Genomic DNA, 25522 nt, shown 5'->3' with positions numbered 1-25522 from the left:
ATCCCATGGTCACAGGAAATATGTTAATCGTTATTTTTATTTTATCATTGGCCGTTTTGTTCTTTCTGATTCTTAAACTGAAGCTGGAGCCATTCTTATCACTAGTTGGCGTGGCGGTTATGACGGCTGTCGCGATCGGAATGCCATTAAAGGATGTTCCAGGCGTAGTCACGACCGGTTTTGGCAATACACTCGCGGGTGTCGGTATTCTGATCGGACTTGGCGTCATCTTTGGGCAATTTCTCGCAGCATCCGGCGCGATAGAAAAAATCGCTCAATCGGTGCTAAAGGCTTTTGGCATTAAGCGCTCACCTGCAGGCCTTGCGTTAACAGGCACTGCCGTTTCTATTCCGGTCTTCTTCGATGCAGCGTTCGTCATCCTGAGCGGATTGATCAAGAGCTTGTCCAAAAGAACAGGAATATCCATTATTACTTTTGTAACCGCTCTCGGAGTAGGTTTGATTGTGTCCCACAGTATGATTGCTCCGACTCCAGGTCCATTAGTCGTTGCGGAGAACACCAAATCCGATTTAGGTTTGTTCATCTTATACGGTATCATTTGCTCCATACCTGCTACATTGGTCGGCGGGTACTTGTATGGAATGTTTATAGGAAAACGTCTAAATCATTCCGGCGAGGTTGCTGAAATCCAAGAAGCAGATACCTCTTCTGCCAATTCGGAACCTAAGAAAGAAATCAGCGCCGCTCTATCGTTGGGTATGCTTTCCTTGCCTATTGTTCTGATTTTGGCGAATACCCTGTCCAAACTTATTTTCCCAGATACCATGATTTCAACCTTCTTCGGCTTTATCGGCGATAAAAATATTGCGTTGTTTATTAGCGTTATTGCTGCCGTCGTCGTGCTGTCTCCTTACATTAAAGCTTCCAAAGAATCACTGTATTCCGAAGCCATTAATTCAGCGGGGATCATTATTCTTATTACAGGTGCAGGCGGAGCATTTGGCGCTGTCATTAATAAAAGCGGTATCGGAGACTATCTCATTGCTACTATGCAAAGCTGGAGCATTCCCGTTCTGCTCTTGGCATTCATATTCTCACAAATTTTACGCGCTTCACTTGGGTCTGCTACTGTAGCTCTTGTTACGACTTCAAGTATTATGGGACCGCTCGCATTGGACTTAGGCGTTTCCCCTGTGCTGCTGGGACTAGCGATTTGCGCGGGTGGAGTCGGCTTATCACTTCCTAACGATTCCGGCTTCTGGGTCGTAAATAAATTCGGCAAGCTGACCATTCCGCAAACACTGAAAGCATGGACGATTGGCGGGTTTATCGCCGGCTTAACAGCTCTTGGCATGGTCTATGTTCTCAGTTTATTCGCTGGCATATTACCGGGTATTTAAGCTTGCATCATTGAGCAGGAGGAAGTGAATAGAAATGAATAATCAAATGCACAAGATATTAGCTTCTGATGTTTTCGATCAACTGCCTGCTGTTGACAGTGTGTTGGTTGACGAAAAGCTGGAGCAGGAATCCCGCCATTTCAACCGTAAAATCATCGTCCTTGACGACGACCCTACCGGCGTGCAGACCGTTCATGGAATATCCGTCTATACCGATTGGTCCGAAGAAAGTATTAAACGGGGATTTCTAGAGGATAATCCAATGTTCTTTATTTTGACCAATTCCCGAGGATTCATTGCGGCTGAAACTGAAGCGGCGCACCGGGAAATCGCCGCCCATATTGCGGCGGTTGCTCATAAGCTCAACCAACCGTTTATTGTCATCAGCCGCGGCGATTCAACGCTTAGAGGGCATTATCCTCTTGAAACGAAGACATTAAAGGGTACGATCGAAAAAAAATCGGAAATGCAATTCGATGGCGAGGTGCTCATTCCATTCTTCAAGGAGGGTGGACGCTTCACCATAGATAATATTCACTATGTTCAGGTTGAGGACTATCTCATACCCGCTGGTGAAACGGAATTTGCGCAAGATCGGACATTTGGTTATACGAAATCTCATTTAGGGGAATGGGCAGAAGAGAAATCGAATGACGAATTCAAAGCTGAGGATACAACCTATATCTCGCTTGATAGCATTCGGTTGCTTGAAATCGATAAAATAACAAAGCAGCTGCTCGAGGTTACGGATTTCAATAAAGTAGTCGTTAACGCGGTAGATTATGTTGACGTGAAGATCTTTACGATTGCTCTGTTACGGGCAATAAAATCGGGCAAAAATTTCCTATTCAGAAGTGCAGCCGCATTCACAAAGGTTATTGGCGGCGTTAGTGACAAAGCCTTGCTTACGAGAGAAGAGCTTATTAAGCAAGAATCCGGCAATGGCGGATTAATTCTAGTTGGATCCCATGTAAAGAAGACTACTGAACAGCTGGAAGAATTGAAAAAGTGTACATCTATCCAATTTATTGAATTCGATTCCCATCTTGTCTTGCATCCTGAAAAATTCAATGCCGAGGTTAATCGAGTCATTGCATTGTGTGAGGATTTTCTTGGCTCGGGAACCACAGTGACCGTCTATACCCGAAGGGAAAGACTGGATCTGGGCAAAGACAGACAAGAAGAAGAACTGCAGCTTTCCGTCAGAATATCGGATGCGGTTACAAGCATCGTTCAGAGATTAAAGGTTAGACCGAGTTATATTGTAGCCAAAGGCGGTATCACATCGAGCGATATCGGAACCAAGGGTCTTCAGGTACGAAGGGCAACCGTAGCAGGTCAAATCAAGCCGGGGATCCCCGTTTGGATTACCGGAGATGAGAGCAAGTTCCCGGGAATCGCTTACGTTATTTTTCCTGGTAATGTGGGGGCAAAGACGACACTGAGGGAAACCGTAGAGATATTGAACTCGCAGAGATCATAAACAACGGGCGTATACGGCGAAATCACAGCTAATCTAGTGATCAATCGTATATGCCCTTCTATCTAATCGGGAGGTCTATCTATGTTAGTGAATACAAAGAAAGTACTCGAAGATGCACAGCGCGGGAAATATGCCGTCGCTGCTTTTAATGTATATAATTTAGAAACCGTTCAAGCTGCCATTCGCGTTGCCGAGAAGGTGAATCAACCCGTTATTATCGCTTTGGGAGAACGTTACTTCGGGGAGGTAGATGTTGAGGGGTTCTCTGCAATGGTTCATGCGATAGCCGCCAAAGCTGCCGTACCTGTCTCCCTTCATTTGGATCATGCCTATGAGAAGAAATCAATCATTCGTGCCATTCGATGCGGCTTTACATCCGTTATGTATGACGGATCCAAATTTGATCTTGAGCACAATATACGTAACACGAAGGATATAGTCGACATTGCACATATGGCAGGTGTATCGGTTGAAGCCGAGATAGGCTCCGTTGCAAGAGGGGCTTTCTCGGATGAGGACGAAGGCGATGGAACACTAACGGACCCGCAGTCCGCTGAATATTTCGTTAAAGAAACAGGTATCGACTTTTTGGCTGCGGCTATCGGCACTGTACACGGCTTGTACCATGGAGAGCCTCATATCGATCTCTCTCTTCTGGAAAAAATCCGCGCATCAGTCCAAGTTCCGCTAGTTCTGCATGGCGGGTCAGGAACACCTGATGAAATGATTACGCAAGCTATCAAGTTGGGAATATGTAAAATTAACGTGAACACGGAAATATCCATGGCAGCCGTTACCCACCTGCAAACCCATATCCGACGTTATAGCGATGCTAAGGCGCACCTTTCAACAATTATGTCTGATATGCAAATATCTATGGAGCCTGTGATGACTAAATTTGTTAGATTGCTGGCGAATAAAACCAATTGAATCATTACCCAATATATAGTTGATTTGAGATATAAAAAGGGGCAACCCGACTTTATCAGCAGGTTAGGTTGCTTCCTTTAAGTCCACTGCTACAATCCCATATGAAATCGGATCACATTCCACGAGTACTTATCCAACCTGCTTGTCGCCCGACCATCGCTCAGCATAGTGTCTTGGCATTGTCCCGGATGTACTTCCAATGGTTGGTCTGCAGTATTAACTGCATGCAAGCTTTCATGCTTAAGGACAATGTGCTCCTTTATCGTATACTGGTTAAAGTCTCTGATATCCATCTCCAGTACGATGGGTTCATCGCTTCTATTGATGGCGAATACCGTAAGCTCTTCCTTCTCTTCATTATAAACAGCCACTGAATCCACGATGGGAACATCCGAATAGCTTGAAGTATCATATTTCGGGGAATCAACCAAAGTGCGTAACACCTCTCCTCTTCCATACCGAGATACATGCTCGAATGGGTAGTAGGTCGGATTTCTCCATGCCTTACCGCCCTTCTCGGTAAGAATAAGAGGAATCGTGTTAACGAGCAACGATTGACAAGCTATCGTGATCCGATCTGCATGCTTAAGGATCGTCAGCATCGCCGATCCGAATACTAACGCGTCCTCCATGTGAAATTTCACCCAATCGTATGGGCTTCCAATCTGCCAGGGGGTATATTCGATATCCGGTTCTCTCCATACATTCCATTCATCAAAGGAGAGCTGCATCGTCTTGTTACTTCGTTTTTTCGATTTTACATAATCACAGGTTGCGATAACCTCTTGAATCTGTTTCTCCATATCCATGGGCATAGCCAGATAGGTGGGAGTATCTGCCTCACGCTTGCCGATATAATTATGCAGGGATAGATATTCGACGTGATCATAAGTGTGGGTTAGTACGGTCTTGTCCCATTCCGGGAAGGTAGGCATTTGTCGAGTCGAACTGCCGACGGCTACAAGCTCAATGGTCGGGTCTATCCATTTCATAGCTTTGGCTGTTTCACAAGCCAGCAAGCCGTAGTTGTCGGCGGTTTTCCTGGCAACCTGCCATTCTCCATCCAATTCGTTACCTAAACACCAGGTTTTAATATGATGAGGAGTCTTAATACCGTGAGATTTTCTTAAATCACTCCAGTACGTTCCTCCACTAAAATTACAGTATTCGATAATATCTCTAGCCTCTTCAATACCGCGTGTGCCTAAATTTACTGTCATGATCGGGTCTGCGCCAACCAAACCTATCCACTTCATGAACTCGTTCAAACCGAAGGTATTCGGTTCAATGGCTCTCCAAGCTATGTCTGTCTTAGGGATTCGCAGCTCCTTCGGACCAATTCCATCCTCCCAGTTATAGCCTGAGCTAAAGTTACCGCCGGGGTAACGGATAACAGACAAATTCAATGCCTTCACAAGCTCGAGAACGTCATGACGAAACCCATCCTCATCCGCCGTTGCATGCCCTGGTTCATATATGCCGTTATAAACAACACTGCCCATATGCTCAACGAAGGAGCCGAATAATCTTTCATTCGTTCGGCCAATTGTGAAATCCTTACTGACGATCATCTTCGCCTTTTTCATCCTCAATCCACCTTATCTCTATGTTAGTTATTATTGATATAACGTGCTAACCCTTAAGCCCAGATGTAGCTACACCCTGAACAAAATATTTCTGAGCAACGGCATACACAAACAATAGCGGAATTAAGGCAATTGTCGCTGCAGCAAGTGTGGCGCCATACTCGATTGATCTTTGTCCGACGAACATGGCAATTCCTGCGGATAATGTCCTCATTTCGGTGGAGCTAGTCATCATAAGCGGATATAATAAATCATTCCAGTTATTCATGAGGTGAAATATACCTAGGGTAACCATCGCGGGCTTACAAAGCGGCAGCATAATGTTCCAATAAATCCTAAACTCATTCAGTCCATCGACCCTTCCTGACTCCTCCAAGTCCTTAGGAAGTGAGATAAAGAAGGAACGCATCAAGAAGATGCCTAGCGCGCTGCTCGCTCTTGGTAGTATTAATCCCCAGTAAGTGTTTAGGATGCCTAGCTTATAAACCTCTACAAACAATGGAATCATTAATACCTGAAAAGGTACCATTAAGGTAATGAGAATCAGTGTGAATAGTAGTTTATTCCCTTTAAATCGAATTCTAGCAAAAGCATATCCTGCCATCGAATCCAGAAATACGGACACCACCGCTACTGTAAGTGCGAATATCACCGTGTTCTTAAAGAAATCCAGCAACGGTATTCGATCCCAGACATTCATATATTGTGAGAGGGTATATTGCTCCGCAAAGAAGGTAGGGGGGTACTTTAGCAGCTCCTGCTCAAATTTAAATGTGGATATAATCAGCCATAAGAACGGATGCAGGACAATTGCGAGTAAAATCAATATTGCAGTATATGAAGCTGCCTTTCCCCATGTCATTTTGTTCCCCATTACTCTTAACCTCCTCCCAAAGCTATAGCACATCCGATGTTTCATTATTAAGGAAATAACGATTCATGGACAGAGTGATTAACATAATAACAACCATTAAGGATACGGATATAGCTGATGCATACCCCAAATCGTAAGGTGCCAGCTTGAATCCGGTGTTATAGATGTAATTGACCACTGTCTCTGTTCTAAAGAGCGGTCCGCCTTGTGTCGTTACGAAAATTTGATCAAACACCTGCAGAGCACTAATGGTCGTCGTTATCACACAAAAACTGAGTGCAGGAATGAGCATAGGGATGGTAATGTTCTTAAATTGCTTCAGCTTACTTGCTCCATCAATTTGTGCCGCTTCGTAATAGGACTTCGGAATACTCTGAATGCCTGCCATAAGAATTATCATACTGTAGCCAAAGTTTCTCCAGACGGTCATCAGAATGACAGTAGGCATGGCAAGCTCGGGATCACGCAGGAATTCCAGTCGAGGCAGCCCGATTAGATGCAAGTAGTGTGTATACAAACCCGTTTGAGGATCGAGAAGAAAGGACCAAACAATGGCGATTGCCGTTAAAGAACATACGAATGGCAGAAAGAATGCAGTTCTCAAGATCTTGCGAAACAACGTGTTTGTTGAGACAAAAACGGCAACAACAAGGGCTAGCATAATTTGTAGTGGCATCTGCACAAACGTAAAGTAGAAAGTGTTCTTCATCGCATTCCAATATCGCTCATCACTCAATAGCTTTTGAAAATTTTCCATCCCTGAATATGAGGCGCCCTTAAGGAAAATATCCATATCCAGTACACTAATGACTATCGTCGCTAGAAGAGGTATCACTGTAAATACCAGCAAGATTACCAATGCAGGAAGGATAAATAAATAAGCAGCTCCTTGAGGCTTCTTGAAGAAATTAAGATATTGGATCATGATCCACACCTTCAATTTGATAGATTTAATGGCCCGCCATCACTTACGACGGCAGGCCGTAGATGCCTTCCGACTTATGGTTCTGTTTTTAGTATCTCGTCAATGTCGTCTGAAGCTTTCTTGACTACCTCGGCTACATCTTGACCTGCCTGGATTGCCTCAATCATTGTCCACAATACATCATTATTAATCCGGTCTGCAGTGATCAATCCTTTCAAGAACGGCTCACCGGTATTGCCCATAGCAGACATAGCAGAGACGATAGGATCAGCTTGAATTTCCGGATCGTTCAAAACCTTCTCCAAGAATGGAGGAAATCCATTCGCCAGCGACCATTTCTTGACGATCTCTTCAGAACTCCAGTACTTTATAAACATGTATGCTGCGTTCTTCTGTTCTTCGGTCGTCCCCTCTGGAACCGAGAATCCGATACCATCAACTTCAATAAATTGAGACTTTGAGCCAGCTGGAGGAACGGAGACACCGAAGTCGATATTGTTCGCTTTCAAACCCCCGACAAGCCATGGGCCTGTAATAAACATACCCAGTTGTCCACTCATCATCAATTTATCCATATCCGCTCCTGTCGCACCTGCTGGTGATATCTTCTTGTTCTTGGCAAGGTCTTGAAGCCATGTGAGGGTTGCTATATTCTCCGGGGAATTCAGAACGGACTTTAAGTTCGCTATATCCACAATATCCCCGCCATTGCCTTTCATGAAAGGAATAAAGTGTAATGGAGAACCTTTGACAGGTAGAGCCATACCAAACTGATTTTTACTAGCATCCGTTATCTTTACGGCGTATTCAGCTAACTCATTTAATGTTGCAGGCGGCTTTTTTGGATCGAGTCCTGCATCTTTAAAGAGCTTCTTATTCCAGAATAAGTAAATACCGTTGGTTTGCATCGGAAGCATATATTGAGTCCCTGTCCGACCTTGCCCAAATTCTAGAGAGGATTCAGTGAATCCGGCTTTATCGGCTCCAGTTACTGTGAAGAAATCATCCAGCGGCAAGAAGGTTTTGTTCTCAATATATGGCCTTGCAGCACCCGGCCACATTGCAACTAAGTTAGGCCCTGTCTTGGTAGCGATGGATGGAGGAAGCTTCTGGAATAGTTGATCCCATGGCATAATATCCATCTTCACTTCAACATTATCCGTATTATTCTTATTGTAATCATCAACAATTTGCTTTAATAAATCCCCATCAGGTCCGGTAAAGCCGTTCCAGAACGAGACTGTCACTTTCTTGTCCGGAGCTTTATCCACTGCAGGGGTGTCTTTGCTTGGTTGTTTGGTTTCTGTGCCTGAATTGTCCATGCCAGAATTTGCTGTGTTGTTATTACCACACGCTGTGAGTGCAAACAACATGGAGACTAGAAGCATATAAACCAGGATGTTAAATGTCTTTTTTCTCGATACAATTGCCATGTGAAATCCTCCTCTGGAATATTTCATTTTTGATGCTTGTACATGGTTCAAGCTGTTAATTTCAACCGTGTTGCTCCCCCAATAATGATTGCCGTGCTCCGGAGTTGTTTGCCGAAATCACTCCTCTCCTTAATTTAAATCGATTTAAAAATAATCTAAAAAATTAGCCTTCTTCACCTGCTCCGCACGATTCCCGTACAATTAATTGAGCGGGTACGATCGTTTGATTCTCTTGCCCCTTCGTACTTCCGAGGAATGCTATCATTTTCTCTGCAGCAATCTTGCCAACTTGCCGTATGGATTGATCAATAGTTGTTAATGCAGGGTTAGTCAGATTGGCCATCTCAATATTATCGCACCCAACTATCGATACATCGCGGGGTACAGATATCCCTAATTTCTGTAAACCTTTCATAGCCCCTATTGCCATCAAGTCATTGCCTGCGAATATTCCATCGAATTCCACATTCCTGCCTCTTAACTCCGCAACGGCATTTGTCCCTGCTTCCAGGGAAAAATCCTTTTCTATAACAAGAGAGGAGTCATATAGAATTTTGTTATCTTGCAGCGCTTGTTTATAGCCATCTAGACGATTAATACTAACTTGGTACTCCAAAGGGCCTGTAATATGCACAATTCGTTTTCTACCCAGTTGTAGAAGATGACTCGTCACCTTATATGCTCCTCCGAATTCATCGCGCTCTACAGTCATGACATCATCATGTAGCCATTTGCCTAAGTAAACGAGGGGAAAACCAGATTCAATGATTTTCAGAATGTTGCGATCCTTGATCGATGCCGGCCAGAGAATTATTCCGTCTGCTCTGCGATTCCGTAGAATCTTGTCATATGCAGCTGACTCATCTAATTCCGTAGGAGAAGTGGATAGCAACAGATGAAAGCTATTTTCTACTAAAACCTCTGTAATACCTTCTAATAATTGCACGAAATAAGGATGGGAAAATGCATTATGCGGCGTATTCGGGAAAATCAAAGCAATGGTTTCCGCTTTCCTGGCGCGTAAGCTGCGACCGATTTCATTCGGAACATATTTAAGACGCTTAGCAACCTCCTCAACAGATTTCTTAGTTTTTATATTAACACGCGGGTCTCCGGATAAAGCTAATGAAGCTGTCGCTGTCGAAACACCAGCAACTCTTGCTATATCTTTCAAAGTGATATGCACCTTCGTCATCCTCAGAATTCCTTTCTTTAAATCGATTTAATTAATTTTATAATAAAGCGTTTTCATTTTGCCGTCAACATTTATTTAATGAACAAGGGTTATGCCCGCTTTTTTTGCTGCCCTGTCTGCACAGGGCCCGTTTGCTGCCCTCTCCTATTGATGTTTGGCTCCTCTTCCGTGCTTCTCATTCAGCAAGCTTGACGCAGGCCGTAGATTCCCGCACGACAAGCTCCGTTCTCAGAGCGATGCGCTCCTTTATGGTCTGGGCTTGTTTAAATTCCTTGAGCAGCAGGTCTACGGCGACGGCCCCTAATTGCTCCATCGGCTGAGCGATTGAGGTTAGAGGAGGATCGGTTACCGAAGCCAGGATGGTGTTATCGAAGCTGATGATCGACAGCTCGGATGGAACCCGAATCCCCGCCTCCTTTGCAGCTTGGAGTGCACCGACGGCAAGCAGGTCATTGCAGCAAAATATAGCGGTCGGCCGGTCGGCGCGTACCAGCAATTCAGCAGCCTCCCGTTTGCCATCCTCCACACGATGCTTGCACAGCTTCACATGGTTATCAGTCATCTCGATGCCCTCTTCCGTAAGCCTCTGCTTAAAGCCCTGAAGCCTTTCACGGCTGCTGCTGACCGAAATGATTTCAGATAAAACCGCCATTCGGCGATGACCTAGACGCAGCAAATGCTCGGCTGCCAAGCGGCCTCCGTGCCAATCGTCCGCCACAACGGTATGTACGGAGACGGCAGGCACCTCGCGTCCTATGACCACGATTGGCATCGAACCGCTTAGTTGGCGCAATATATCCGTATTCTCCATACCCGTACCGATCATAATGCCGTCAACCCGCTTTTGCTTGAGCACCGAAATATATTGTTCAATACGTTCGTCCTTGTTATCCGTGCTGCAAATAATAACGCTATAACCGAGTTGATGCCCTCTGTCCTCAACAGCTCTCGCAACTTCACCGAAAAAAGGGTTCGCAATGTCCGGAATAAGCAGGCCTATAGTATAGGTATGCTTTCCGGTCAAAGCGGATGCGATAACGCTTGGTTGATAGTGGAGCCTCTCCATGATGGCGATAATTTCACGCCTTCTCTCCTGGCTTATTTTCCCCTTATCGTTCATTACCTTAGATACCGTTGCTATGGATACTCCCGCTTCTCTGGCTACATCGTAAATTGTTGCTTTCACGCGCATTCCTCACTCACTCTAGTCGTCCTCACCTCTATTATGCTTGGAGAAGGATGGAATTGGCAATCACAATCGCGTATGAGCATCCCGCAGCTTAATTACGCTGCTCATCCGGCTGATTTCCACCCCAGCCAGCATCATAATGCCAATGCCGTGATTGTCGTTCACGACGGTCCGCAAATCATACATATAATATTCAGGAGAATAGGAGTACCGTGACCCGCTGCAAACGCCATGCACATTGCCCTGACGATCGATCGCTCCGCCGGTCAGACCCTGCCAAGCTTTATGCGCGGCGGCCGCATAGCTTTCCTTTCCTTCCAGCCAGCCGAAGCGCACTCCCCTGGCGAAGGCATAAGCGAACATCGCGGTGCAGGAAGCTTCCTCATATGCATCCGGCTGGTTAAGCACCTGACGCCATAATCCTGAATCTGACTGCAGCAAGGCCACACCCGCGCAAAGCTCCTGAAACATAGCGAGCAGTGCGCTCCGACTCTGGTGATCTTCGGGCAGCTTCTCGAGCAGCTCGGACAATGAGAACAGGCACCAGCCATTTCCGCGTCCCCACGGCACGCGCGTCGCCTTGCCGTATTTGAAATCAAACACATGCGACATGACGCCTTCCGGCTCGATAAATAAATAACGCTTATACAGCAGAAACTGTCTCGCCGCCTCATCCAGCGCTTCGTTCTGCCCCGTTGCAGCAGCGTATCGTATCAGGAAAGGGGCGCTCATGTACAGATCGTCCGCCCACATCGTATCAGCCGCATATTCGCCTGGGCACAGCCTGTAGAACGCCCCATCCTCCCGACGCTCCAGCTTGCGAAGCATGAAATCGGCAATAACATCGGCTATTGTCCGAAATTGCTCATCTCCCGTTTGCAGATAGGCTTCAAGCATAGCCGATCCAAACGAGCCGCAGTTGTCCAGCATCTTAATCAAGACAAGCTGGTGGTTAACCGACGGAAACCCGTATTGGTCCCGGTCCCACAACGAATATTCATACCTATCCGTACAGCTGCGGATGTGCCCCAGCGCGTAATCAGCCAAGTCTTGACGGTTAAGCTCGCGCGCGGTTCGCAGAAGCCCGTACATTGTAACGCCGAGCGGATAATCCCAGCGCCCGTAATTCGTAGCGCTTCCGGTCGTCCATTTGTTGCTCAACATGGCGTTCTCATAGTAGGGTCTAACCATGGACTGAGGAGCATCAATCATCCAATACGTATGTCCGTCAGCTCGGCCCTCAGAATCGACGGCAGGATAAAGGGCAGTCGTTGTGCAAACCGCAGCTGGGTCAGGCTCTGCCTCCGGATCCAGAGGTCCCGCGTACAGCCATGCTCCTTCTCCGCCATGGACGGCAGCCGGCATTTCTAGAGGCAGCAGGTTGCCGCCGGAATAAACGTTCAATTCGAACCCCCAGCCGCCAGAGCCGCTCACGCTGTGTACGACCAGCTGTCGGAATCCGGAGCTTGCGGAAACCTGTGTCCGATAGGCACCTGCCGACTGAAGCTCGATAACCTTTAATCCATCCAGCCAAATGGAGGTCGGTCCTAAAGCGTGGCCTTCCAGCATTAACGTATCCGATGCTGATGGCAGCTGTAAACCGCTCCATCCGTAAGCTGCAGCCGGTTGAACGGGACGGCCGAAAAGCCGCTCGCAGTTCGGCAGCTTAGCTTCCTCCTTCGTCCACTTCACCCGCGGCAGCCACGTTAAGCCGGTTTCCTCTTCAGCTAGCTTGAAATCAGGGAACCCTCTTTCACTTCCGTAAAGCTGACTTTTCATAGAACCTGTAAAAACCCAGCCAGCGCTTCCCTCCCTGCCTGCGAACGGAGCCAGCACCTGCATAATACGGACCTTCGCCTCATCCGCCCCGAAGCGGCAGCCGAAGCCCGCTTCCGTTTTACGTGCCTCAACAAGGACAGCGTTCCAGCCCTTGCGCAGCAGAAGGGGAATAATGGCTCTCGCACCCGGCTTCATTTCGTCTACCGCATTCGACCGATACAGCTGCTCTTCATTGACATACAGCCGTATAGGACCCAGCGGTTCCATGACACCGTCGATCGAACGTTCGTCGTCGCTCCACACAAGCCCGTAAACATAAGCGTAATCGCCGTTATTCGCTTCCGGCAGCTTGACGGACAAATTCATATCGTAAAGCCCTTCCCTGGTCTGCAGCACACCCGATTTGGCAAACGCCCGCAGCGCGAAGGGAACGGGTGGATTTGCGCCGACATATCGACCTGCCAGCACCTCCAGTATGCGGCGCTCATCGTTGCCGAACCAGTAACGCGCGCTTTCGCGCGGCTCCATATATACGCTCATACCTTTCATTCCTCCTGCTTGCTGTCATCCCGGTCCTGACGCGACAGCCTAATATCGAACGTTCTGTCATACGGAGTCATTAAATTCACGACCAGCGTTTGGCAATCTGCCGGATAACTTGTATTGTTAAGCGCTTTAGCACGGTGCTCATGCGCGCCGCCGTCCAGCTCAATCCAATCGCTTCCCGCGGTTAAGCGGACTGTCCCTTTCTCCCAGAACAGCGTTCCAGCCGCTGCCGGCATCAGTCCTTCCCCAGACAATGCGCCTTCCTTGCCGAACACAAAAGAAATTTGAGTCATCAATATTTCCGGTTGCTTGCAATGGACGCGAATTTTCCAGCCTTGTTCGCTTTCCGTTAACACAACCTCGACTTGATGCTGCTGCTCATGTGTTACTTCTCTTAAATGATGCGGCAGCAAATACCAGGGGCTGACCGCCCCGCCTGCGGTTTCAGGTAAATCCCGTTTCGATATGGGACCGTAGTACCCCTTGCTCTCAGTCGCCGTTAACCGGTAACCGTGCTCAAGCTCCTCCAGCCGCTTCAGCTTGACGAAGCCGGGCTCGAAGGAGGTTGCGATTTGCACGGCAAGCAGCCGCGCAGCGCCATGCCGCAATGCAAAAAACGAAGTCGCTTCGGTGATGACGGTCGCGCTTGTCGCCCCGTTCCGATGCCTGGCCACCGGAGCGCCGAAATCGGGGTGCAGCCGACTGTGATAAATTCGTCCACCGTGTCCGGCCGCATCCATCCCGCTCAGGTATCTATCACGCGGAAAACCGTTATTGATGACAACTCGGTAGGGATCCGGCAGCCCTTCAGCCTGTACCTTGCAATCACGAAGCGCCGGATAACGCAACAAGCCGATAAGCGCGTTGTTGGGCAGCCACCCCGGATGCTTCAACGCATCGCCTGCCAGCTCGGCGATTGCCGCAAAAAGAGGCTCCCGGTCCATGCTGGCCATCAGCTTGGCTACGAGAAAATAGCTCCCCATGTCGTATTTGCTGCCGAAGTCCTGACGGCCGGAATAGTCCGTTACCACCTCTCCGTCCGGATGGATCATATAGGCCATCATCCGCAAATTCCGCCGTACCGGCTCCAGCAAGTCCGGCCGATCGAAGAGCTCCGCCGCGTAAAAAAGGACGATATCGCTGACGGCGTTATAGATGCCATTGCTCCGCTCCGTCCACTCTCCGTCTTCCGTGTTATCTATTCCTTCCGCAAGCCACTGGTCCGCCCGTTCCTTTAGCTCCGGTCGTCCTGTCAGCTTATACATAAATCCCAGCGCCGCCGTAATGACCCAGCGGTGGTTCGGGGTGTGGCAGCCTCCTGTCAGCAAAGCCGGAATGGTCCGCTCCAGAAACAGCCGGATATCCTCCGTCGCTTGGCGCAAAGGTTCCCATACATGGGCGGCAAGCAGCTCATAAGCCTGTGCCAGGCCGCCTACGACGAATGCGGTGTCCGGCGGTGAGTGCATATTCGTCCATGGCGGCGAAATCGTTCCGTCGTTATGCTGGAACCGCAGCATGTACCTTGCGCCTAGCTCTAGGCTTATAAGCAGCTCCTTATTGTGATAAAACCGCGAATCTTCATTGATGAGAGCGGATGTCCATAATGCCATTACCATCGGCGTTCCGCCATGGCTTGGCCAGGCGAGGCCATTCACGGGTTCGGTAACTCCTCCGTAGAACTCACTGCCGCTGTCAAGCACCTGATGATCCATGCCGTCTTTTACCCAATGGTCATTGATTGAGACAAGCTTTTCATATACACCCATTGTTATTTCCCACACTTTCCTCAGCCGTCATTTCTGCCTAACTCCGCATGCAGCTGCTTCTTAATTGCCTTATCCTTTCACTGCTCCAAGCATCACACCGCTTACGAAGTACCGCTGCAGCCACGGATATACGATCAGAATAGGCACGGTGGCGAATATGACGCTTGCCGCCTTCAGGCTTTCCGGAACGACGGTCGCCATCTGCGCTCCTTCCATCTGCAGGAGATCCGTAATCATGTTGTTCTGGATGAGCTGATAAAGCTTAAGCTGCAGCGGATAAAGCTCTGGACTGGTAATGTACATCAACGTATCCGTAAATCCGTTCCAGCGGCCAACCGCATAGAACAGGCTGAGAGTCGTAATGACCGGCAGCGATAAGGGCAGCATAATGCTGAGCAGAGTCCGAAAATGGCTGCTGCCGTCGATTTCGGCAGACTCCTCCAGGCTTTCCGGAATATTGTTGAAGAACGAAATTAAGATAATTAAATAAAAAGGGTTGATCAGTCCGGGCAGTACAAGCGCCCATATCGAATCGAGCAGGTTAAGATTGCGGACCAAAATATATTCCGGGATGATGCCGCCGCTGAAAAACATGGTAATGACGACAATGAACATGAATACTTTGCGGCCCTTGAGCTTTTTTTTGGACAAGGGATACCCGATCGCGATCGTCATTAGCATGCATAAGACGGTGAACAAGCTGGTTAACAGCACCGTAAAACCGAGCGAGCGAATCATGGATGAATCAGAAAACACCTTGGTGTAGGCTTCCATATTAAAATCAACCGGAAGCAGGCTCACTTTCCCGGATAAAATCGGTGCTGCCGAGCTAAGGGAAATGGCCGTTATATGAAGAAAGGGAGCCAGACAAATCAACGTGCAAACGAGTAAAACGATAAAATTGGCGGAATCGAAAACGCGGCTGGCAGTTTTCTCTCTCACAGCGTCCGCTCCTTTCAAATGATCGAAAATCGGGATGGATATATGCGTGCAATCGCTCCTAGAGGATGCTTTCATCCGTGAGCTTCTTAGAGGCATAGTTGGCGCCAAGCACAAAGACAAGTCCTACAACGGCCTGGAACAAACCGACAACTGTCGCCAGCGTATATTGGCCCGATTGGAGACCGATTCGGTATACAAACGTGCTGAGCACGTCGGAGTATTCGCGCACCGCCAAGTTGCCGATCACATACGGGCGCTCAAAGCCGATTGAAATCATATGGCCCAGATTAATAATAAGCAGCACGACAATGGTTGGTTTAAGGCCCGGGAGCGTAATATGCCAAATTCGTTTCAGTCTGCCCGCTCCGTCAATGCCGGCAGCCTCGAACAGTTCCTTGTTGATGCCGGTAAGAGCTGCCAAATAAATAATCGTCCCCCAGCCGGCGCTTTGCCACACGCCTACAAGCAAATAGGTGATCAGCCAATCGTTCTTGTCCGTCAGAAACGGGATGGCATTGAAGCCCATTGAGGTAATCAAATTATTAATCATACCGGACTGCGTTCCGAACACCTGATAGACAATTCCGCCAATAATGACCCAGGAAATAAAATGCGGGATATAGAGAATGGTCTGCGAAAGCTTCTTAAACCATAGCGTCCTCATCTCGTAGAGCATAATAGCCAATATAAGCGGCGCTGGAAATGAAACGAGCAAATCGAGAAAGTTGAGCATCAGTGTATTGCGCAGCGTCAAGTAAAAATCACGCATGCCGAATACTTCCCTAAACGCCTCGAGGCCGATCCACTCGCTTCCCATAATGCCCTGAAAGAAATTAAAGTCCTTAAACGCGATCTGAATACCGTACATCGGGCCGTATTTGAAAATGATGAAATATACCATCGGCAATGCAAGCAGCGCATATAGCTGCCAATATCTGCGGAAATAGACGTTCCAACTCACAGCGGTCTCCTCCTTATGCAATCGGTTCACACGCGAGACGAGGCCGCGCCTCGTCCCTTCGCGTTCACCAAGCCCACTCAGTCGTTACTTGGCCTGCATCTCTTTATAAACAGCCGTACGCTCGTCTAATATCGCCTGACCTCCGCTAGCCATGTAGTCTTTCAGCATCGTTTCATAGATACTTTCGAACTGCTCCGGCTTTGACATCGTCGTTTTCACGATCATCTCATTGAATTTATCAAGCAAAGTCGTGGCGTATTTCGTCTGCGCTTCGATCGGTCTATCCATTAACACAGGCGGAATCACGTCGGTGTTCGCCACCTTCTGCGCAGCTGCTACCTGATCCTGGAATCTCTTCGGCTTATCCAGCTCTCTAGCCTTCAGGTTCTTCTCCATGCTGCCAAGCTGCTTACCATTCGAAATAATGGCCATATCGCCTGAATTGTACAAGCGGTTCTTCGCTTCCTCTGTCGGATTCTCCACAACTACCGGTATACCGTCGACCATCGTATAATTTTCGCCCTCAACGCCGTTTTGCATCTTAAACAAATTGTCGCCAGTCGCCATCCATTCCAAATATTTAATGGCCTCGACCGAGCGTTCGCTTGATTTTGGAATCATGATATAAAGGCCGTTCGGCGCGTACATCGGCTTGGCGTGCTTCCCTTCCTCATTCGTGTACACATCTACGGAAGCCAGCAAAGCTCCTGGAACGTTTTGCTGCAGCACATCGTAACTTCCTTTATCGTAGAAAGGATTAATGTCATCCTCGCTGAAGAAGCCAATTTTCCCATTCGAAACGTCTTCGCCTAATTTCTTCTTGTCTTTGTCCAGACCGAAATCCTTGCTCATCAAGCCTTCGTTGTACAGCTTATTCATAAACTGCAGCGCATCTTTAAAGCCTGGAAGAAGTGTCGGATAATCGTTAGATCCGAGCTGCTGTATCAAAGTGTGCTTTTGTTCCTCCGTCGTCGGCTTAATGAATGACCAAATCAGCGGTTCGTATTGAGCGGATGCGATCGTCATGCCCAGAGGGATGACTTGACCGCCCGTTCCGCCCGGATCCTTCTCCTTAAAAGCCTTCAGTACGTTATACAGCTCTTCCGTCGTTTGCGGAACCGGCATACTTAGCTTATCCAGCCAATCCTGACGGATGAAGGATGCGTATTTGCCTAATATCGAGCGCTTCGCGGGGACGGCGAACTGGGTACCCTGGAACTGGCCGTAGCCGATAAGATCATCACCAAGGAAGGTTTTCAAATTAGGCGCATGCTCGTCAAGCAGCGGTCCGACATCGGTTAAACCGCCCTGCGTCGCATAACGGTTGAATGTATTAGGATCGTAAGTAAACACGATGTCCGGCACGTTGCTGCCGCTGGCCATCAGAACATTCAGCTTCTCAACTTCCTCCGAGCGAGGTACAGGTACGAATTCGACATCAATGTTGTTCGGATCGCCGAAGTTTTCTTGAACGAATTTCGTTAAATAGTTGTCTGTAATCGTTGAGCCAACCGGAGAGTTGCCTCTGTCGAACACCTCAACCTTAAGCGTGACACGTTCCGTTGACGCCCCGGCATTTGACGCCGCCGCATTCGTTCCATTTGAAGCTTCAGGCTTCGAATTGGTTGAACATGCCGTGAACAGCAAGGTACAAGCCAGGAGCACCAAGGATGCTTTCTTCGTTTTCGAAACCCCTCTATTTCTCATCATTCCAATCATCGTTCCCAACCCCTTCATCGATTGATGTTGTACCGGACAGGCCGCTGATCTTTATTTAGGATAGCGCTTTCAGTAAAGCTTCAGCAGCCCGAATCGGAATGACCAAAGTATGGCATGACATTCGAGAAGGCGGCAATAAACTAGTTTCCGATCCATAAACCTGAGGATAATATCCAATTTTTACTAAAATACACTATTGTCGCATCATAAACTGTTTTCAAATATCCCAGGACTGACGGGCTTTTCCGGGCTTTAACTTCAGTTTTCTATAATCTCCCGGCGTCACGCCGACGATTCGCTTGAACACACGCCCGAACGTAATGGAATTCGCATACCCGACCTGAAGAGCAATCTTCTGCACGGACTCTTCGGTTTCCGCCAGCAGTTCCTCCGCCCGCTCCATTCGCAGCTGCACAATAAAATCAACGAATTTCATATTAAACTCTTCTTTAAATAAATAGCTGGCGTATTTGCCTGTAATATGAAACCGGTCGCTCAGGTGTTTTAAAGACAAATCGGGATTTTCAAAATTTTCTTCGATATAAGCTTTCAGCTCATTAATCATCGCACGATGATTTTTGGTTTCGCTGTGTGCGACATAGGTGCGGTATATTTCCGTCAAACGTTCTAAATAGAGAGCCTTTAATTCATAAAGCGTCACCGTTTCGTCGGCTGCTCTCTGCTTGGCGGCAATCTTCGCGCCCTTGAAATGCTCGTGCAAATCGCCGGACATTTCCGACAGCTCATTCCCCAGCATATCCATCATGGTTTGCAAAACCATTCTGATATCCTCATCCTTCAAGCAATCCGTCTCCATTAGCCCGAACAATCTCTCCAGATACGCACGCCATTCCCCTGTTAAAAGCCTAAACTCCCTTACAAGCTCAGAACTGTATTGCACATATTTATACCACTTCAGGCCCGCATCGCCGGGCAAATCCTCGCTCATAATGATTGCTTCTTTGCCGAGCGACATTTTATGGTGAAGCGCGTCAACCGCCGCCTGGTAGGACTGTTCGACATGTCCCCACTCCCGCTCAACATGCCCGACACCGAAAAGCAGGGACAGCCGCAAATGCTCGGCCACCCAAAGCCGTCCTTTGTCTGCGAATATCCGAATTTTCTCCTTCACCGACGAATTTCCTCCGCCTAAACCGACAATCATGCCCATACGGTTCTCCGCTATCCACTCCGCCCAGCCATACATGCCGTCTGCTTGCGCCAGCTCCTGCAACACGTTCGTCAACGCAAACTTCAGAGTATGCTGATCCCGTACGGAAAATATGCTGCGAAAATCACGGTATTGGCTTATCTCGACCACTATGAAAGCTAGTTGATCAAGCTTCTCTCCCTTAGGAAGCTGCCCCAGCTTGTTTAATCGGTCAGCTACAGACTCGAGATCATCGCCTTGCATGATGTCGTGGAACAGCTGGCGTCTGCTCACAAGCAAGTTCTCGCGCTGTTTCTTCTCGAAATCCGCGGTTTGTTGTATCAGGTTTTCCAGCGTACGATCAATCATGGACAGCTCGTCCATTTTCAGCCCAAACTCATCCTCGCGAAGCTGAATCGATTCAATCCGATTCATCATGACCCGGATCGGCTTATAGTTTTTTCTTGTTATATAGATGATGTAGAAGATGGCAAAAATAACCGTCAGCAAACCAATGATAACCCAGACATAGGATATGACCGACACCCATATAAACAGCTGCCCGGCGGCGATTCCGCTCTCAAACTGCCATCCGAGAAGCTCTGACTCAATTCGATTGAGCACTCTGCCGCTTTTCTCCGCATGTTCGGATAAATCCGCTGAGCGCGTGGAAAACAGCATATCCCCGGACTCGTCGAGAACATCCACAAACGAGACTTCGCCGATTTTCATGGATCTGATCATCTGCTCGACCGCATACATATCGACGTTGACCACGATGAGACCTTCGGTTCCGAAGGGCAGCGGCTCTCTTTTATATATGGAAATCACACGTTTATCCTGCTCTGTACTGAACTCATGGTAACCCCGGATCGACGACCAACTATGGTTGTCTGGATTCTTAAGCGCCTGCTCTATGAATAGCCGATCGGAGAACGCATCCCATGACACAAGTCCGCTCCGCGTCAACACCTGCTTATCCTCAATCCTGTATACATAGATAGAATCGATTAGACTATCGTTAGCGGCAAGCGTCCGCATGCTGTCGACGACGTCGAAGAGCACCTGACGATTCTCGCGCGTAAGCTCCGTGTTCAAAAAATCACGGTAACGATCATTTTTCTCAACCTCCTCCAGCACGTCCATCTCAATCCCCCTAAGCGAACGGGAGAGCCGGTCCACCATATAGCTGGTTGTAATCCGGTCGGCCTTCACGGTTTCCTTATGCGAGATGTCATTGACGACGATAAAGGACAAGAAGATTAAGATCGTTACTGTAAACAAAAAAATAGGAAAATACGATAGCAGCATTCGGCGGTACCAATTCCTCTTCATCTCCATCACTCCCCGTATAAAAACACAACCGCCAACAACCTTGGAGAAAGCGCTTACCCTCATATCTTAAGAGATAATGGCCAACTATTCAATGGAAATAGATAGCTTCCAAAAACAAAAAAAACGCTATGCTCGCTGCTTGGCAGCAACGAGCATAGCGTTTTCAAAAAGCTAAGAGACAAACCGGATGAGTTTGGCGCCGTGGGAAGAGATTGTGACACTGCAGCTCCCTTGGGTTTGTTCCCACTCGGAGCCTGTCCATAGGTCCTTGGCACGGACAGTGCCAATTACACCGATATCAGCGAGTTCAAGCGACACTTCCACTTCCCTGCTCCCGGTATTAAACAATGCGGCGTATTTCTCACCATTAGGGCCGTCTCCGGTCCAGACGATCCGGTCGCCATCGCGGTACAGCAGCCGGGTGTTCTTGCTATCGCGGTGCATATCGAGTACGTCTTGGTTGGTGAGCAGTGAAAGTGTCCATTCGTCGTTGTCCCGCAGCTCCCCGCCGAAGAACAGCGGTGATCGGAACAGCGTCCATAACGACATCATGGTGATTTGTTCATCCAGGGTGAATCGCGTCCAGCGGTCGGAACCGCCTCCATCCACAGAACGAATGCCGATGTGCCCCAGCGGAAGCATGTCGCAATCCGGCCATGCTCCAGGTGCCGAGATGCTCTGCCATTGCTCGCACCGATCGAACATGTCAAGCAGCAAGGGCCATTGATCCCAATAGTCATCCGTCATACGCCACATATTGGCATGAGCCGAGAGGAAGTCGGCCTGCTCGACCAACGCCGGTCCTGGAGACAGACTCAGTACCATGGGGCGCCCGCATCGGTCAATCGCATTGCGGATAAGCTCGATCTCTTGCAGATGGGGTCCATACAATTTAGAAGCGGCGATGTCGTCCACCTTAACGAAATCAACCCCCCAATCCGCATACAGTTGAAACAACGAATCGTAATAGGCTTGCGATCCCTCCTTAGAGGCATCGATGCCATACATATCCGTATTCCACGGACAAATCGAGTTCGTATGCGCGATTTCGCGCGCTGTTGCTGAAGTGCCCAAAATCGGCATGTTCGCATGAACGGCTTGTCTAGGAATACCCCTCATAATATGAATGCCGAACTTCAATCCAAGACCATGAACATAATCTGCCAACGGCTTGAATCCAGCCCCGTCTGATGCAGAGGGAAACCGACCGGACGCAGGGATGAGACGGGAATACTCATCCATCTCCAGCTGGACAAAAGGTCGATAATGCGAAGACACGGCTCCAGGCTCATACCATTGGATGTCGACGACGATATATTCCCATCCAAATTGTTTCAGCTTCTCTGACATATACTCGGCGTTTCCGCGAACTTCCTTCTCGGTGACTGCCGCCCCATAGCAGTCCCAGCTGTTCCAGCCCAAAGGCGGGGTAGGGGCGTATTGACGATGACTCAAGTGAAATGCCTCCTTGGTAAATACGCATGATGGTAAAACATTGCTATACAATTCCCATCATAAATGCCAAAGTAGCAGAAATCCACCGTAATATTGGATGAATAATAGCACTAAATTGCTAGTCCGATCGAAGACTTATTCGAAAAAAAGCCGACTATATTGAAGATGGCTGCCGGAGCGGAGATGGGCAGGAGTCTGCCCTGTGAGCTTCCTGAAAACTTTAATGAAGTAGCTTCCGCTGGAATAACCTACGGAAATGGCGATTTGTTCGATGCTCCAATCCGTTTGGCGAAGCAGCTCGATGGATTTTCCGATGCGAATTCGATTCACGTATTCACCCGGCGTCATGCCGACGAATTTGGTAAACGTTCTCAGGAAATGGTATTTGGAAATCCCCAACTCTCTGGCTAATTGCTCCTGCCCTACCATCCGGTTGTAGTTTTTGTCCATAAATTGAACGGCGGCTGTTATGACGGTCGGCCATTCGGCAAAAGTCAGTCCCTTGGAGGATGCAAAACGGGCCAGTTCCATAACAAAACGATACGTATGCCAGGAGGCTGTGTAAGGATCGGTGATACGACCTTCGCATGCATATTGATAGAGATCTTTAAGAGCAAGAATCGGACTGCTTCCATGCGGCAGATAAGGTGTCCCGCCTAAGCTGCTCTTGATTTCTTCCCAGAGAGGAAGCACGAGATGCGGGCGCAACAGGACAAAATAGAAAGCCCATGAATGGCTTGCTTTGGGGAGTCGGTAGCAGTGATCGCCAGGTATCTCCACAAGAAAAGCACGGCCCGGTTCAAGAGTATGCGTACATCCATCAACCTCGAGCTCCCCTTGACCTTCTACCGTATATTGAAGCAACAAGAGCGGTCCGTCCGTCCGGGTCAGTCCGTTCCAATCATAGGATACGTCGGTTACTCGTTCATGCCCTACTGCAAACAGCCCGCACAGAGGCAGGCTGTCGGAATCGGCGAATCGGAACCCGTAAGTTCCCCTTTCTTGATCAACCTTCATGTTCTCATTTCCCCGCTGTCTGATATTGACCCAGGCGCTCTACTCGGTTTAGGTACAGATTCAAGGCTGTCGATCAACAGCTCATAACTTCGGAAATCTGCGGGAGACCACATAATGTATGCGAAAAATCATACAAAATGAGCGTCACACACATCGAATCAGTCGATTCTATACGAAATTTCATACAAAAAAAATTGATTTGAGCCCGGATTCTGTAAATGTATGCGAAAAATCATATACATTCTCTGCATGTGTACGTTCACTTTAAAACTGTTCACAATTAATCGACAGCCTCGATTCTGAGCCTACAGTCCACACCCTAGATTTCCTTACCAAAACAAATGGATTCCCCTTGCAAACCCTTTGTCAATTTCTCCCTCAAATTTATTAGCCAATCAGGTTCATTATCCCATTTATCAGCGATTGACCTTAGAATACGAACATACCCATATAAATTGGCAAAGCGCCTGCATGCGGGTAAGATAACCTCAAAATCATTTGGGATATCGTATTCAGTGAGATATCCGTCCATGAAGCATTGCCTTTTATGATTAAAAATTTCAGATGAAAAATAGTCCTGCAAACTATCAAGCGCTTGTTCGATATCCATTGCATACCAGTGATACATCGCATCATCAAAATCAATTACATTACAAGATTTGGATTCGTCATCGTAAAATACATTATCGTATTCAAAATCATAATGTACCAGTCCAAAATTACTTTTATTCACAGGGATTGAAGCAAAATAACTTCGTAGTAATTTCGTCTCCATCAATGCTGCTGTTTCTTCTGGAAAACTCATTAAAACATCTTGAATCCAATCTAAAACATCACTGTATGACCATCTTTGGGTTTTATCAGGTGTGTACTGACTAGATAAGAGATGGAGCCTACCTAGCGCTTTACCATGGCTGAATATAATGGTATCACTAAAATCCGTATTATTAATCTGCACACCAGAAACACGTTTAAATACGGATGCAAAATAATCTCCCCATGGAGTCTGCACCTCTACAAGCTCCTCACCATGCTTTGATTCAACCGATTCTAAAACTCCATAGTGGTTATCACGCAAGTAAGAAATGAAATCCAGTTCCGCCAAAATATTTGATTTTAGCTTCTCTGTCTTTGGGGCAAATCGTAATAGGTGGGTCTTACCTTCACATTTGAACGGATAAATGGCGTTTGACGATATCCGATAATACTTAAACATATCGATTGATCCTTCATCGTAATTCCAATTTTTCAAAACCATTTCTGCTAAATTCACATCATCAAAAAGATATTTTAACTTCAACACAAAGCATCCCGCTCCTTTAATAACCAAATCTATCGCCAAGCAGCTTTTTTGAACGCAAAAAGACCGCAGGCTATGCTGCAGTCTACGGAATAATGAGCAGTTATATCCTTAATGAGAGGCAGACCTAGTGTCTGCCAACAATATTCAGTTAAGAATCACCTTAATATCAACAGTAGTAGTAATAGCCCGGCGTTTCATGCCGCTCACTCCCTTCTAAACCTATTAGTTATATATTACCTTAGATTGTTTCTGGAAACAATTTCTAAATGGGATTTGAAATATGAGCATTAATTCCAAATTCAAGAACAAGGAAATCGTCAAGGTTCAATAGTAAAAAAACAACAAAAAAACGAGTATCCTATCAGCAGTTACCACCTACTAAAGAGAATACTCGTTCGTATTTTCTATGTTATAATTATTCCAGCACAGAGAACGGCTTGCGAGGGCGGTCGGCTAATCTCCCGGAAGGGAGGTGATGCCATGGAGGTATTCCAAGCATTGACGCTTATGATTTCATTCGCGACATTGGTTGTACTTATACTTTCATTCCACAAAAGGAAATGACCGCCCAAT

At 47.6% G+C, this 25522-nt stretch carries 19 protein-coding genes; 4 read left to right on the top strand and 15 right to left on the bottom strand.

Annotated features, from left to right (window positions below; genetic code table 11):
* Positions 1-5 precede the first annotated feature (5 nt).
* From ACESLK_RS18110 to ACESLK_RS18100, 3 genes are all read left to right on the top strand, one after another.
* Complete coding sequence (locus tag ACESLK_RS18110; protein ID WP_373231099.1) at positions 6-1361, top strand: GntP family permease; 1356 nt, start codon at positions 6-8, stop codon at positions 1359-1361.
* 34 nt (positions 1362-1395) lie between these two features.
* Positions 1396-2844, top strand: coding sequence for a four-carbon acid sugar kinase family protein (locus ACESLK_RS18105; RefSeq protein ID WP_373231098.1), 1449 nt, complete (start codon positions 1396-1398; stop codon positions 2842-2844).
* A gap of 81 nt (positions 2845-2925) precedes the next feature.
* On the top strand, positions 2926-3774 hold the full coding sequence (locus ACESLK_RS18100) for a class II fructose-bisphosphate aldolase (protein ID WP_373231097.1): 849 nt from the start codon (positions 2926-2928) through the stop codon (positions 3772-3774).
* Between the two features lie 89 nt (positions 3775-3863).
* Here the strand turns inward: ACESLK_RS18100 and arfA are convergent, their stop codons facing one another.
* From arfA to ACESLK_RS18025, 15 genes are all read right to left on the bottom strand, one after another.
* On the bottom strand, positions 3864-5360 hold the full coding sequence (arfA, locus tag ACESLK_RS18095; protein WP_373231096.1) for an arabinosylfuranosidase ArfA: 1497 nt from the start codon (positions 5358-5360) through the stop codon (positions 3864-3866).
* A 46-nt stretch (positions 5361-5406) separates the two neighbouring features.
* The gene (locus tag ACESLK_RS18090; RefSeq protein ID WP_373231095.1) at positions 5407-6234 is read right to left on the bottom strand and encodes a carbohydrate ABC transporter permease; all 828 of its coding nucleotides are present in this window, start codon (positions 6232-6234) and stop codon (positions 5407-5409) included.
* A gap of 22 nt (positions 6235-6256) precedes the next feature.
* Positions 6257-7159 carry a carbohydrate ABC transporter permease gene (locus ACESLK_RS18085; protein WP_373231093.1) on the bottom strand — a complete coding sequence of 301 codons (903 nt, stop codon included), beginning with the start codon at positions 7157-7159 and terminating at the stop codon, positions 6257-6259.
* 74 nt (positions 7160-7233) lie between these two features.
* On the bottom strand, positions 7234-8592 hold the full coding sequence (locus ACESLK_RS18080; RefSeq protein ID WP_373231092.1) for an ABC transporter substrate-binding protein: 1359 nt from the start codon (positions 8590-8592) through the stop codon (positions 7234-7236).
* A 163-nt stretch (positions 8593-8755) separates the two neighbouring features.
* Positions 8756-9787 (bottom strand): LacI family DNA-binding transcriptional regulator, encoded by a 1032-nt coding sequence (locus ACESLK_RS18075; RefSeq protein ID WP_373231091.1) that lies wholly within the window; start codon positions 9785-9787, stop codon positions 8756-8758.
* A gap of 175 nt (positions 9788-9962) precedes the next feature.
* Positions 9963-10973 (bottom strand): LacI family DNA-binding transcriptional regulator, encoded by a 1011-nt coding sequence (locus ACESLK_RS18070; RefSeq protein WP_373231090.1) that lies wholly within the window; start codon positions 10971-10973, stop codon positions 9963-9965.
* 66 nt (positions 10974-11039) lie between these two features.
* A complete protein-coding gene (locus ACESLK_RS18065; RefSeq protein ID WP_373231089.1) occupies positions 11040-13295 on the bottom strand; it encodes a glycoside hydrolase family 88/105 protein in 2256 nt (751 codons plus the stop codon).
* 5 nt (positions 13296-13300) lie between these two features.
* Complete coding sequence (locus ACESLK_RS18060) at positions 13301-15067, bottom strand: hypothetical protein (protein WP_373231087.1); 1767 nt, start codon at positions 15065-15067, stop codon at positions 13301-13303.
* Positions 15068-15136: 69 nt separating this feature from the next.
* Positions 15137-16009 carry a carbohydrate ABC transporter permease gene (locus ACESLK_RS18055; protein WP_373231085.1) on the bottom strand — a complete coding sequence of 291 codons (873 nt, stop codon included), beginning with the start codon at positions 16007-16009 and terminating at the stop codon, positions 15137-15139.
* Between the two features lie 58 nt (positions 16010-16067).
* Positions 16068-16970 carry an ABC transporter permease gene (locus ACESLK_RS18050; protein WP_373231084.1) on the bottom strand — a complete coding sequence of 301 codons (903 nt, stop codon included), beginning with the start codon at positions 16968-16970 and terminating at the stop codon, positions 16068-16070.
* Positions 16971-17054: 84 nt separating this feature from the next.
* On the bottom strand, positions 17055-18680 hold the full coding sequence (locus ACESLK_RS18045) for an extracellular solute-binding protein (protein WP_373231126.1): 1626 nt from the start codon (positions 18678-18680) through the stop codon (positions 17055-17057).
* A 226-nt stretch (positions 18681-18906) separates the two neighbouring features.
* The gene (locus ACESLK_RS18040) at positions 18907-21174 is read right to left on the bottom strand and encodes a helix-turn-helix domain-containing protein (protein WP_373231083.1); all 2268 of its coding nucleotides are present in this window, start codon (positions 21172-21174) and stop codon (positions 18907-18909) included.
* Positions 21175-21345: 171 nt separating this feature from the next.
* Positions 21346-22629, bottom strand: a complete 1284-nt coding sequence (locus tag ACESLK_RS18035; protein WP_373231082.1) for a glycoside hydrolase family 27 protein — start codon at positions 22627-22629, stop codon at positions 21346-21348.
* Between the two features lie 135 nt (positions 22630-22764).
* Positions 22765-23646, bottom strand: coding sequence for an AraC family transcriptional regulator (locus ACESLK_RS18030; protein ID WP_373231081.1), 882 nt, complete (start codon positions 23644-23646; stop codon positions 22765-22767).
* 319 nt (positions 23647-23965) lie between these two features.
* Entirely contained in the window at positions 23966-24949 is a 984-nt protein-coding gene (locus ACESLK_RS18025; protein WP_373231080.1) for a phosphotransferase enzyme family protein, read from the bottom strand.
* Between the two features lie 480 nt (positions 24950-25429).
* On the opposite strand from ACESLK_RS18025, the gene ACESLK_RS18020 reads away from it, so the two are divergent.
* Positions 25430-25513, top strand: coding sequence for a putative holin-like toxin (locus ACESLK_RS18020; protein ID WP_373231125.1), 84 nt, complete (start codon positions 25430-25432; stop codon positions 25511-25513).
* Positions 25514-25522 lie beyond the last annotated feature (9 nt).

This window comes from Cohnella sp., assembly GCF_041640265.1.
Lineage (GTDB): Bacteria > Bacillota > Bacilli > Paenibacillales > Paenibacillaceae > Cohnella.
The sequence above is the reverse complement of the archived record's forward strand: the minus strand, read 5'-3'. Positions and strand labels throughout refer to the sequence as shown.

Bases quoted from the DNA above. Each gene is read 5' to 3' on its own strand.
- ACESLK_RS18085 (WP_373231093.1), bottom strand. From the start codon at position 7,159: ATGATCCAATATCTTAATTTCTTCAAGAAGCCTCAAGGAGCTGCTTAT.
- ACESLK_RS18040 (WP_373231083.1), bottom strand. From the start codon at position 21,174: ATGAAGAGGAATTGGTACCGCCGAATGCTGCTATCGTATTTTCCTATT.
- ACESLK_RS18100 (WP_373231097.1), top strand. From the start codon at position 2,926: ATGTTAGTGAATACAAAGAAAGTACTCGAAGATGCACAGCGCGGGAAA.
- ACESLK_RS18110 (WP_373231099.1), top strand. From the start codon at position 6: ATGGTCACAGGAAATATGTTAATCGTTATTTTTATTTTATCATTGGCC.
- ACESLK_RS18060 (WP_373231087.1), bottom strand. From the start codon at position 15,067: ATGGGTGTATATGAAAAGCTTGTCTCAATCAATGACCATTGGGTAAAA.
- ACESLK_RS18105 (WP_373231098.1), top strand. From the start codon at position 1,396: ATGAATAATCAAATGCACAAGATATTAGCTTCTGATGTTTTCGATCAA.
- ACESLK_RS18080 (WP_373231092.1), bottom strand. From the start codon at position 8,592: ATGGCAATTGTATCGAGAAAAAAGACATTTAACATCCTGGTTTATATG.
- ACESLK_RS18020 (WP_373231125.1), top strand. From the start codon at position 25,430: ATGGAGGTATTCCAAGCATTGACGCTTATGATTTCATTCGCGACATTG.
- ACESLK_RS18030 (WP_373231081.1), bottom strand. From the start codon at position 23,646: ATGAAGGTTGATCAAGAAAGGGGAACTTACGGGTTCCGATTCGCCGAT.
- ACESLK_RS18045 (WP_373231126.1), bottom strand. From the start codon at position 18,680: ATGATGAGAAATAGAGGGGTTTCGAAAACGAAGAAAGCATCCTTGGTG.
- arfA (WP_373231096.1), bottom strand. From the start codon at position 5,360: ATGAAAAAGGCGAAGATGATCGTCAGTAAGGATTTCACAATTGGCCGA.
- ACESLK_RS18075 (WP_373231091.1), bottom strand. From the start codon at position 9,787: ATGACGAAGGTGCATATCACTTTGAAAGATATAGCAAGAGTTGCTGGT.
- ACESLK_RS18090 (WP_373231095.1), bottom strand. From the start codon at position 6,234: ATGGGGAACAAAATGACATGGGGAAAGGCAGCTTCATATACTGCAATA.
- ACESLK_RS18065 (WP_373231089.1), bottom strand. From the start codon at position 13,295: ATGAGCGTATATATGGAGCCGCGCGAAAGCGCGCGTTACTGGTTCGGC.